The 9,833-nt window shown below is 65.0% G+C and carries 8 protein-coding genes and 2 pseudogenes; 5 read left to right on the top strand and 5 right to left on the bottom strand.

Going from position 1 to position 9,833, the window contains the following annotated elements; genetic code table 11:
- The first annotated feature begins 185 nt into the window (after window positions 1-185).
- Genes WA944_RS00285 through WA944_RS00275 form a run of 3 tightly spaced genes read left to right on the top strand, consistent with a single transcriptional unit; the run spans window position 186 to window position 3,501 of the window.
- The gene (locus WA944_RS00285) at window positions 186-953 is read left to right on the top strand and encodes an enoyl-CoA hydratase/isomerase family protein (RefSeq protein WP_526646040.1); all 768 of its coding nucleotides are present in this window, start codon (window positions 186-188) and stop codon (window positions 951-953) included.
- Between the two features lie 2 nt (window positions 954-955).
- Complete coding sequence (locus WA944_RS00280; protein WP_163887623.1) at window positions 956-1,768, top strand: TIGR03084 family metal-binding protein; 813 nt, start codon at window positions 956-958, stop codon at window positions 1,766-1,768.
- On the top strand, window positions 1,765-3,501 hold the full coding sequence (locus WA944_RS00275) for an acyclic terpene utilization AtuA family protein (RefSeq protein ID WP_526646038.1): 1,737 nt from the start codon (window positions 1,765-1,767) through the stop codon (window positions 3,499-3,501). The genes WA944_RS00280 and WA944_RS00275 overlap by 4 nt, the downstream gene beginning before the upstream one ends.
- A 128-nt stretch (window positions 3,502-3,629) precedes the next feature.
- Here the strand turns inward: WA944_RS00275 and WA944_RS00270 are convergent, their stop codons facing one another.
- Window positions 3,630-4,364 (bottom strand): SDR family NAD(P)-dependent oxidoreductase, encoded by a 735-nt coding sequence (locus tag WA944_RS00270; protein ID WP_163887621.1) that lies wholly within the window; start codon window positions 4,362-4,364, stop codon window positions 3,630-3,632.
- A gap of 10 nt (window positions 4,365-4,374) precedes the next feature.
- Window positions 4,375-4,806, bottom strand: a pseudogene (locus WA944_RS00265) (enoyl-CoA hydratase-related protein); the annotation flags it as partial.
- A 262-nt stretch (window positions 4,807-5,068) separates the two neighbouring features.
- On the opposite strand from WA944_RS00265, the gene WA944_RS00260 reads away from it, so the two are divergent.
- Complete coding sequence (locus WA944_RS00260) at window positions 5,069-5,671, top strand: TetR/AcrR family transcriptional regulator (RefSeq protein ID WP_163887620.1); 603 nt, start codon at window positions 5,069-5,071, stop codon at window positions 5,669-5,671.
- A gap of 213 nt (window positions 5,672-5,884) precedes the next feature.
- Here the strand turns inward: WA944_RS00260 and WA944_RS00255 are convergent, their stop codons facing one another.
- Window positions 5,885-7,030, bottom strand: coding sequence for an acyl-CoA dehydrogenase family protein (locus WA944_RS00255; protein WP_526372623.1), 1,146 nt, complete (start codon window positions 7,028-7,030; stop codon window positions 5,885-5,887).
- 146 nt (window positions 7,031-7,176) lie between these two features.
- On the opposite strand from WA944_RS00255, the gene WA944_RS00250 reads away from it, so the two are divergent.
- Window positions 7,177-7,884, top strand: coding sequence for a TetR/AcrR family transcriptional regulator (locus WA944_RS00250; RefSeq protein WP_237166428.1), 708 nt, complete (start codon window positions 7,177-7,179; stop codon window positions 7,882-7,884).
- Window positions 7,885-7,908: 24 nt separating this feature from the next.
- Here WA944_RS00250 and WA944_RS00245 read toward each other — a convergent pair whose 3' ends face one another.
- Both WA944_RS00245 and WA944_RS00240 read right to left on the bottom strand, forming a co-directional pair.
- Window positions 7,909-8,709 carry an SDR family NAD(P)-dependent oxidoreductase gene (locus tag WA944_RS00245; protein ID WP_205390302.1) on the bottom strand — a complete coding sequence of 267 codons (801 nt, stop codon included), beginning with the start codon at window positions 8,707-8,709 and terminating at the stop codon, window positions 7,909-7,911.
- Window positions 8,710-8,893: 184 nt separating this feature from the next.
- Window positions 8,894-9,724: pseudogene (locus WA944_RS00240) on the bottom strand (cytochrome P450); the annotation flags it as partial.
- Between the last annotated feature and the right edge of the window lie 109 nt (window positions 9,725-9,833).

The raw sequence follows: 9,833 nt of genomic DNA, 5'->3' as shown, positions 1-9,833 counted from the left end.
GGCAAGATCCAGAAGAACGTGCTTCGCGAGCGCTACCGCAGCTACTTCGAGAGCTGACGCACCGGTCGCCCGAGTAAGGCCGATCGACGCTCGTTTCTGGTCATCGTGAGAACCTGCCGGGTAACGTACTGCGAGTGAACGAGCCCTCACATTGGGAGAGCGGGTGCCGATCAGGACGGGGATTGATGAGCGAGGAAGCGATCACCTACGAGGTCGTCGACGGGGTGGCCTGGTTGACGATCAATCGCCCCGAGGCACGGAACGCGCTCAACGGGGCGGTGCGGCAGGGACTGTTCGACACCGTTCACCGCTTCAACGCCGACGACTCCGCCAAGGTTCTGGTGCTGACCGGGGCCGGCGACAAGGCGTTCTGCGCCGGCGGGGACCTGAAAGAGATGGCGGAGACGGCGCTCACGGTTCCGCCGCCAGACTTCGCGCCGCAGTTCGGGCGCAACATCGAGGTCGTCAAGCCGACTATTGCCGCGGTGAACGGCGTCGCCTTCGCCGGTGGATTCCTGCTGGCCCAGCAGTGCGACCTCGTCATCGCAGCTGAGCACGCCAGGTTCGCGGTCAGCGAGGTCAAGGTAGGTCGTGGCTCGCCGTGGGCTGTCCCGCTGTCGTGGCTGCTGCCGCCGCGGATTGCGCTGCAGATTTTGATGACCGGCGACCCGATCACTGCCGAGCGCGCCCGCGAGGTAGGCATGGTGAACGAGGTCGTGCCCGCAGCGGAACTGCGGGAACGAACGCAGGAGATCGCCCTGCGGATCGCTTCCAACGCACCGCTGTCCGTACTCGCGGCGAAGAAGACCGTATACCTCTCCGCAGAGCACCACCTGACGGAGGCCTGCGACCTCGCCGACCAGATATGGGAGCCGGTGTACCTCAGCGCCGACGCGCAAGAGGGTCCCGCCGCCTTCCGCGAGAAGCGCACACCGGTCTGGAAGGGACGTTAGCCGTGGCCGTGACGATGGAGTCCTTGATCACCGACATCGAGGCGGAGACGGCCGAGCTGAGGTCGCTGATCGCCGAGCTGCCCGACGGCCCGGCCGGGTGGGAGGCTCCGACCCCCGCGGCAGGCTGGGCGGTCCGCGATCAGATCAGCCATCTTGCTTTCTTCGACGACGCCGCGGTGCGCTCAGCCACCGACCCCGAAGGGTTCACGGCCGAGGTGCTGCCCATGCTCGCCGACGGCCGGATCTCCCCGGACACCATCGCCGAGCGCTACCGGCCGATGCCGACAGCGGAGCTGCTGTCCTGGTTCGACGGCGCGCGCCGCGCGCTCGTCGCCGCGTTCGCCACGGTCGACCCGTCAGTGCGGGTCCCGTGGTTCGGCCTCCCCATGAGCGCGGCCTCCTCGCTGACCGCGCGGATCATGGAGACCTGGGCGCACGGTCAGGACGTCGCCGACGCGCTGGGAGTGACCCGTGTGCCCTCGGCCCGGTTGCGCCACGTCGCCCACATCGGCGTGGGAGCACGGGCGTTCAGCTACATGGCCAACGGCCTGGAGGTGCCCACGGAGCCCGTCCGCGTCGAGCTCACGGCACCGGGGGGCACGCTGTGGACCTGGGGCCCCGAGGGCGTGCCCGACCGGGTCACTGGCACCGCGCACGACTTCTGCCTGCTGGTCACCCAGCGCAGGCATCGTGACGACACCGCGCTGGAAACCACCGGTCCGCTCGCCGACCAGTGGCTCTCCATCGCGCAGGCCTTCGCCGGACCTCCCGGAGGCGGGCGCACCGCAGGACAGTTCGACGGAGGTGCGGCGTGAGGGACCCGGTACGGATCGGGAATTGCTCGGGCTTCTACGGCGACCGGATCGCCGCGGCGCGGGAGATGGTCGAGGGCGGGGCGGGCGAGGAGAGCATCGACGTGCTCTGCGGCGACTACCTCGCTGAGCTGACGATGCTCATCCTGGCGAAGGCCCAGGCGAAGGACCCCGCGGGCGGCTACGCCCGCACGTTCCTGACCCAGATGGAGCAGGTGCTGGGCACCTGTTCCGATCGCGGTATCAAGATCGTGGCCAACGCCGGTGGGCTCAACCCGGCCGGGCTGGCCGTCAAACTGCGCGAGCTCGCGGACCGGCTCGGTATCACCGTCCGCGTCGCCCACGTCGAGGGTGACGACCTGCGCGGGAACCTCGCCGCGATCACCCCTGCGGTCGGTGAGGTCGAGCCGGTCTCGGCCAACGCCTACCTCGGCGGCTGGGGTATCGCCGAAGCGCTGGGTGCGGGCGCCGACGTCGTCGTCACCGGCCGCGTGACCGACGCCTCGCTCGTCGTCGGCCCGGCCGCCTGGTGGCACGGGTGGGAGCGCACCGACTGGGACCGGCTTGCCGGTGCCGTCGTGGCCGGCCACGTCATCGAATGCGGACCACAGGCCACGGGCGGCAACTACGCCTTCCTCGACGAGATCACCGACCGTCGCTACCCTGGCTTCCCGATCGCGGAGGTCGCGGCCGACGGCTCGTCGGTGATCACCAAGCACGCCGACACCGGGGGGCTGGTGTCGGTCGGTACGGTCACCGCCCAGCTGCTCTACGAGATCGCCGAGCCCGCCTATCTGGGGCCCGACGTGGTCACTCACTTCGACACGACCTCTCTGGCCCAGCAGGCCGAGCACCGGGTGGCGATCACGGGTGCCACCGGCAGCCCGCCACCGGAGACGCTCAAGGTGGCGCTGAACGAGGTCGGCGGCTACCGGAACACCATGACGATGGTGCTCACCGGCTTGGACGTGGAGGCGAAGGCCGCGTTCGCGCAGCAGCAGCTTTTCGACATCCTCGGCGGCTCGGACTCCTTCGCCGAGACCGACGTCCGGTTGCTGCGTTTCGACACACCGGACGCCCCCACCAACGACCAAGCGTGCGCGCACCTGCGGATCACGGTCAAGGACACCGACCCGCGCAAGGTCGGCCGGGCGTTCTCGAGCGCAATCATGGAGATCGCTCTGGCCGGGTACGCGGGCTTCCACACCACCACGCCACCCACATCGGAGTCGGCGTTCGGCGTGTACCGCCCAGCGGCCGTGCCCCGGTCGAGCGTGACACAGGTCGTGGTGCTGCCCGACGGTGAGCGCCGGACGATCGCCGATCCGCCGACCGGCAGCGTGCCGGCCGCGAAAGTCGCGGGCTGCACGGCCGGCGCGCCGCCGACCGAGCCGACGTGCCGCGCGCCACTGGGCGCAGTGCTGGGCGCGCGGTCCGGCGACAAGGGCGGCAACGCCAATATCGGTCTCTGGGCCCGCGACGATGCCGGCTACGCCTGGGCGTGCGAGCACCTGACCGTCGAGCGGCTGCGCGGGCTGCTCGGCCCGGAGGCTGCGCAGCTGCGCGTAGAGCGGTTCGACCTGCCCAACCTGCGTGCGCTCAACGTCGTAGTGCACGGGCTGCTGGGAGAAGGCGTGGCATCCTCGGCCCGGCCCGATCCCCAGGCGAAGGGCTTGGGCGAGTACCTGCGCTCCCGCATCGTCGATATCCCGCAATCCTTGCTCAGCGCGACTTGAACAGCGCCGGTGAACCGGCCGGTGACCCGGCCGTTGGCCGATCTGCCGGCGGCCGGCTACCCGCCTGGTGTTGCAGGTCGCGGCGCCGCGTCACCGCCGCACCACGCCGCAGTGCGGGCGGACGGTGTTCAACCAGCCATCGTCAGGCCGCCGCTGACGCTGATCACCTGACCGGTGATAAACGACGCGGCCTCGGAGGCAAAGAACACAATCGGCGCGGCCACCTCCTCTGGGCGCGCAAGCCGCCGAAACGGAATCGCCTTGATCAACGCATCTTTCAGCTTATCGGCCTGGGCGTGGAACAACGGAGTGTCGGTAGGCCCCGGGCACACACAGTTGACATTGACATCGTGCCTGGCCATCTCGCGAGCAAGCGACTTGGTGAGCGCAATGACGCCGCCCTTGGCCCCGGCATAGATGCTTTCTCCCGAGCTGCCCACCCGCCCGGCGTCGCTGGCGACATTGACCACCCAGCCACCGTTGCCGGTCTCTATCATCCCCGGCAGAAATGCGCTGCACATATGCACCGGGCCGAGGTAGTTGATGGCCACCACCCTTTCGGCGAATTCTGTGGTGGCGTTCAGGAATTTTTCGGTGCGGTCCCATCCGGCAGCATTCACCAGAACGTTCGGAATACCCACCTCGCTATGTACCCGCTCGCGGAGTTGATCGACTGACTTGCGGTCTGCGATATCAACCCCCATCGCAAATACCGAGTCGGGGGAGCATTCCGACGTGCGCTTTGCCGCTTCCAAATCGAGATCAGCCGCAATCACTTTATCGCCTTGCATCGCGAAGGCCAGTGCGGCGGCCTTGCCGATCCCGGATCCGGCTCCGGTAACGACGACGATGTTGTCTGTCACGTTTGCATCCTCACGCCTTGGCAAACTTAGAAAAATCAGGACTGCCCTTCTCGGCAAAAGCCGCCACGCCCTCCAGCCCTTCCGGCGTGTGCGTATACAGATTTAGCGCAGACATTGCCAAATTGCTTGGTCCCGCCTGATGGTCGGTGTCGGCGTTGAACGACTGCTTGAGGAAACGGATGGCCGTCGGACTCTTCTCGGCAATCTCCGCGGCCACGACTTTGGCCTCGTCCAAGAGACTTCTCGCAGGGACGACCCAGTTGACCAAGCCCCACCGTTCGGCGGTGTCAGCGTCATACTGGCGGCACAAGTACCACATCTCGCGGGCGCGTTTCTCGCCGATGACCCGCGCCAGGAAGGCAGAGCCGAACCCGGCGTCGAACGATCCCACACGGGGTCCGGCCTGGCCGAACTTGGCCGTGTCGGCTGCGATCGTGAGGTCGCCCTCGTACTCCTCGGCCACTGCCTCTCCTCTGATGCATTGCCACCGTTGAGTGTCGTACCGTGAATGCGAATTCACATGTGCTGAACGTAGATCGATCGCTGTCCGGCGTCAACACCTGCCAGCCGTGCCGAAAACCCCTGCTGTTACGCGCGAGCCGTTCGCACGCGCCACTTGGCTTGTGAGCAGGTGTTAACGTTCCCGTGGGGTCTCTGAATGCCGTGTAAGCCCGTGCCGTGCCAGATGACGAGGGAAGGTAGCGATGAGCAAAGCGGTCGAAACCGGACGCACTCGGGTCGGCGGCGAGCGTCGGGAGCGGATTCTTGCCTCGGCAGCGGAGTTGATTGCCGAGCGGGGCTACCACGCTGTTTCGATGGCCGACATCGGGATTGCATCAGGGGTTGTCGGGCCTGCCATATATCGCCATTTTGACAGCAAGGGCGACTTATTGGCGGCCCTCTTCGAACGAGTGGTGGACAGCCTCCTAGAGCGCGCCGCGACGATCGTCGAGCAATCTCGCGACGAGGCGGAGGCGTTGACCGAGCTGGTGTCCGACCAAGTCGCCTTGGTAATGGATCAACGCGAGCTGGCGGTGGTGTATTACCGCGAGGTGCACAACCTGCCCGATCAGCAGCAGAGACGGTTACGCCGAAAACAGCGGCTCTATCTCGAGGAGTGGGTACACCTCGTTGGCGAGTTGCGCCCCGCGGTCGACGAGATTGAGCTTCGCGGGATGGTCCATGGGGCCATCGGCGCCATCCAATCGATCTTGCATTACCGCGGCACTGGTCTCACCCCCGAACGGACTTCGGCGCTGCTCGCTGCCATGGGTCACGCCGTACTCGGCGTTCCCGCGTCGAGTTAATTAACAATCGGACGCCTCGGCCGCTGAGCCATCACGTCCCCGACCCAGCTCGCTGCGTATTCAGGCGCATTGGGGTACCCGCATAACTGTCTCGCCGGGAGCCGAACTCGCCGATTAGCCGTTCAATGAGCCGTCCCGTACGCCGTCCCCGTCCGCGAACGCTCGTCTCCTGCGGCGGAATATTGTGGACAAATCCAGACGGTCGAATTCGGTCTAAAGCGACCGAGCAATAATCTCCTTCATGATCTCGTTCGTCCCACCGTAGATCTTCTGGACGCGAGCATCGGCCCACATCCTGCCGATGGGATATTCGGTCATATAGCCGTACCCGCCGTGTAGTTGCAAGCAGTCATCGAGGGCCACCATGGCGCGCTCGGTAGTCCACCACTTCGCCATTGCGACTGTGGGTATGTCGAGTTCGCCGCGCAGGTGGCGGGCGATACAGTCGTCGATGAATACGCGGCTGATGTGCGCATCGGTGGCGACCTCGGCAAGTTTGAACTTGGTGTTCTGGAAGGCGAAGACGGGCTTGCCGAAGGCATGCCGGTCCTTGGTGTACTCGACGGTGAACTCGAGCGCTGTTTCTACCGCTGTCACTGCACCGAGCGCGAGGATCAACCGCTCTTGGGGCAGTTGCTGCATCAGCTGAATGAAGCCCTGGCCTTCGGTCGTACCGAGGAGGTTCGCAACGGGGATGTGCACGTCTTCAAAGTAGAGCTCGGACGTGTCCTGGCCGCGCTGACCGACCTTGTCCAACACCCGACCGCGACGAAAGCCCGGCCGGTCGCCTTCGACCAACACCAACGAGATTCCATTCGCTCCGGCATTCGGGTCGGTCTTGGCGACCACGATGATCAAGTCGGCCTGAGCGCCATTGGTGATGAAGGTCTTGGACCCGTTCACGATGTATTCGTCCCCGACGCGTACTGCCTTGGTCGTGACAGACTGGAGGTCAGATCCCGTACCTGGCTCCGTCATGGCGATCGCCCCAACCATCTCACCGGTCGCCAGTCGAGGAAGAAAGCGCTCCTTCTGCTCATCGGTGCCGTACTCGAGCAGGTAGTGGGCCACGATTCCACTGTGCAGTGGCGCGCCCCATGCCGAATCGCCGACGCGGGCCTGTTCCTCGATCAATACCGCCTCGTGAGCGAACGTTCCCCCACCGCCGCCGTACTGCTCGGGGATCGACATGCAGAGCAATCCCAACTCGCCCGCCCGAGTCCACAGATCCCGGTCAACATGGTGCTGGTCGATGAAGCGGTCGATGTGCGGCGCGACCTCCTTTTCGCAGAACGCTCGCGCCAGGTCTCTCAGCGCATCGAGGTCGTCATCCATCCAGCTTGAGCGATTGGCGGCCATTCGAGTGTCCTCACTTTGTCTGGTTGCGCACCGATCCCGGAGTGGGCTCGCTGTCACGCTGTGGGTACATGGTGTACCACGAAACGGACACTGGGTACAACTCGTACCCAGAACATGCAGGCACGCTGAGCGCTACGGTGAGCATCGTGGAGCGAAAGCAGTGGGTGGACACCACAGCGGTACGCCGTGCAACCAGTAGGGTGCCGGGCCGTGATCTACGTCGCGGGCAGATCATCGAAGCCGCCCTCAGCGCGATCGAGGAGAACGGCCCCCACGCACTCACAGGCCAAATCGCGGACAAGGCGGGTTTGGGCCGCACGCACTTCTACCGCCACTTCGCGAGTAAGGAAGAACTCGATCTGGCCGTCGCCCGCCACGTCCACCGCGAACTCACGGCGAAGATACGCCTAACTTTGGACGTGCAGGGTTCACCATTGGACGTGATTCGCGCTCCCGTGAGTCAGCACGTCATGTGGGCTGACGAACATCCCAACCTGTATCGTTTTCTGGTCAATCGGGACTACCGGCGCAGCAATGAGAAAACGACGCCCGGAAGAAGTGCGTTCGCCTCCGAACTCGCAGTAGCGGGCGCCCGCTACTTTCCTCGCTACGGGGACGATTCCGACGCTGCCGACCGTAACGTCGCCGCCATCATGGGCCTGATCGACGCATCGGTCCTGTGGTGGCTGGACCATCGAGACTCCACTCGCGACGAACTCGTCATTCGGTTGACACGGCAAACGTGGTTGATCATCGATGACAGGCTGCACGAGCTGGGAGCCCACCTCGATCCCCAAGTCCCGCTGAGCGAACCCGCGACCTCATCACGCCCAACTCGAGCATGGCCGGGCTAGCCCCGTCCCATCTTCGACACAGCGTCAACGATGCCTGCGTTGGCGCCGCTCACCGCGCCCACGCATCAACGCGAAAACCTTCAACCCGAGCGACGGTGCGGCGTCACTAGAGCGGGCAACGATGCCACGCCACCGAGGAACCACCCGGAATATCTGGCGACTGTCCAGTAACTCCAGCCCTGCACGGGCCACGTCCGCAGCGTCCATCGGACTGGGTCCGGCGAACAGTAATGCCGCGCCTGGATCGGCAACTCGGTCGTTGACCATTTTCGTACTGACCACGTCGGGGCACAGCGCACGTGCGCGAATGGGCAAACCCGCATGGTCGAGGTCACCTTGCAATGACGTAGTGAACGACAATACGGCCGCTTTGGTGGCTCCGTACATCGCGAGTCCAGGGACGGGCGCCAGTGCCGAGAGCGAAGCGATGTTGAGGATCGCGCCCCCATCTGCGCCCATAGCGGCGACCGCGGCGTGTGAGCCCGCCACAACGCCTCGCACATTGATATCGAGGATCGACGCAACCTCCACATCGGTGTGGCTCCAGCTATCGCCCGCGATCAGGACCCCGGCGTTGTTTACCCATACCGCCAGACGACCCGCGGCCGAAGCCTGCGCAGCGATATCACGGTGGACCGACGGATCTCTTACGTCGTGTCTGGCACTCCAAGCGCCCCGGCCGACCTCGGCGGCAGCACGCTCTGCTGCGTCGCCGTCTACATCCGTGAGCAACACCCGGTGGCCGGCAACGGCGAGTTGTCGCGCGATCTCCAAACCAATCCCTCGACCTGCTCCGGTCACGACGGCTGTTGATGGTTCTTGCATGACAATCCTTCCGGCAGTGTGCGTAGTTTTACCTACTACGCTTCGCCCGGGTTTGTGGAGGGTTCCGATGTCGATTCGTTAGGGACTGTGTCAATATTGCCGACACAACGATGTCCGTCGGCGCCCTTGTGGGTGCAACGCGCTCGGCTTCCCCTTTAGATGTCTCCTGGAGCGGTTCTCGACATCATCTGCGACGCAACGTAATGGGCAGGCCGTCGGTGGGGATAGGCAAGGACGTATTATCCACCGAACGGGGTAGCCGTCCTCCAGGCTCCAGGTGAATTCCCGCAGCATCTCGTGCAGTATTGCCTTCACCTCCAAGGTGCCAAAGTGCATCCCGATGCACTTGTGCGCGCCCCCTCCGAACGGAAGCCAGGCGAAGCGGTGGGCCTCATCCTCGCGCCTTGGCGGTTCGAATCGCGTTGGATCGAACCGGTCCGGCTCGGTCCACCCCGTGGGCGCAAAGTGGTTGACCGCAGGCGTGATGGCGACAAGCACTCCAGAGGGGATGTAGTAGCCATCTATTGAAGTTTCGGTCACCGTTTTACGCATAACCAACGGTACGGGTGCAACTAATCTGAGCAACTCCTTGATGACCAAGTCCATCGCCGTTAGCCTCTCGAGGTCCCCAATGTCCGGTAGATCGTCGCCGAGACGGCCGCCGGTAAGTGTCGGGCGAAATACTCCTCCAACACCCGGCGACCGCGTACTCCGGAGGGTACCGCGTCCCCGGCAGAGGAGCGCGCACGATCGCACTGGCGGCGCGGACGGTTGCTACGAAGGCTCGATTTACTGAACCGCTGTCCTCTTTCCCGCGGCCGCCCATGAACACATCGGTCGCGACGTTGCGCGTCAAATCCTTCAGCAGGGGATACAAGCGGACGCCCGAACCGGTCGGCCACTTCGGGATGCTAGAACGAACCGATGGCCCGACCTGCTTGACATAGCCTGTCAGTCGCGGACGCGTGAACGCCTCCTGCATGATTCGCCGATGCATCAGATGTTCATCGAAGCTCGTCGGCTCTCCTGGAGCCCCCGCTCGACGCGCTGCGGGAGGGGAGCCAACAGTACCGACGACAGCCGCTCACGGGGCTTGCCTGCGACACGGACGGCGATTTGGTCAT

The organism is Mycobacterium sp., from assembly GCF_049683355.1.
GTDB lineage: Bacteria > Actinomycetota > Actinomycetes > Mycobacteriales > Mycobacteriaceae > Mycobacterium.
The sequence above is the reverse complement of the archived record's forward strand: the minus strand, read 5'-3'. Positions and strand labels throughout refer to the sequence as shown.